A 1184-nucleotide genomic window follows, 5' to 3' on the forward strand; every position below is an offset into this window, starting at 1 on the left:
CCATCCTTATTGTAATCCGCATAGGCGGAAGTTTTGGTAATCACCACTTTGCGCTCAGGATTGACGTAGATAAACTGCCCGTAAATACCGACAGCGACAAAATCCCCCTGCGGTTTCCCCGGTATCCACCACTGATAGCCATAGCCAAGCGGCTTGCCCTGCTCGGGATCATCCCTGCCCGGGATCAGATGCGGCGCATCCGGCGTAACAGAAGCATGTACCCATTCAGCCGGCACCAGTTGCTCACCTCTGAAATTACGCCCTTCATTCATATAAAGCAGGCCGAAACGCGCATAATCACGCAACACCGCATTCAGCCCGCCTGCCGAGACTGCGTCACCTTTCGCATCAGCAAGCCAATAGGCATCAGCTTCTGCGCCCAGACGCGACCATAATTTTTCCCTGAAATAATCAGTCATCGGCTTGCCGGTTGCGCCTTCCAGTACCATAGACAGCACCTGCGTATCAGCGGAAACATAAATATTGACCGTGCCCTGCTCCCGCACTTTCTGCAGATGAGCAGTAAAGTCCTTCACCGAGCCGGTCAGAATCTGGATAATGTAACGAACAATATCGGATGAGAGATCGCCATAATCCTCGTTAAAGCCGATCCCTGATGACATTTGCAGTGCGTTTTTGACGGTCACCCCTCTATAGCCGCCCTCCGCCAGTTGCGGTGCATAATGATCCACAGTCTGATTTATATCGATCAGACCATCCCGCACAGCATTGCCAATCAGAAACGAAATCGTGGATTTCGACATCGACATAGCGATTGCCTGCGTTGCAGCCGTATTGCCCCGCTCATAGCGCTCATAGGCAACAGCACCGTCTTTCAGCACGATGAAACCGGTCGTCTGCGTGCGTTCCAGCCAGTCCGCAACCCGTTTTGTCTCTCCCTGATAAAGATAGGTTTCAGGCAAAGGTCTTTCATTCTGCGGCAAGGGGCTGACTTCGCCGCTATGTTCTACACGGATAGACGGGTAGATTTTATAAAGTGAGCGGAAATTTTCATCAATCACATCGGGTTTGAATGTATTGGCATATTGATAGACCGCATAATATTCATGGATTTGCTTACGGAAAACAAAGCCCACACCTGCCGCGATAATCAGCAACAGAGCCAGACTATATAAGCTAATGCGCAGCGGTCTTTTCATGATACAGCCCCTCCCGACACAATT

At 50.8% G+C, this 1184-nt stretch carries 1 protein-coding gene; it reads right to left on the reverse strand.

The window, feature by feature from the left end:
- Positions 1–1160, reverse strand: a 1160-nt coding sequence (locus A918_RS0112275) for a serine hydrolase (RefSeq protein WP_022711355.1), incomplete at its 3' end; no start/stop codon positions are given.
- Positions 1161–1184 lie beyond the last annotated feature (24 nt).

It is taken from the genome of Pseudochrobactrum sp. AO18b (assembly GCF_000409565.1).
Classification (GTDB): domain Bacteria; phylum Pseudomonadota; class Alphaproteobacteria; order Rhizobiales; family Rhizobiaceae; genus Pseudochrobactrum; species Pseudochrobactrum saccharolyticum.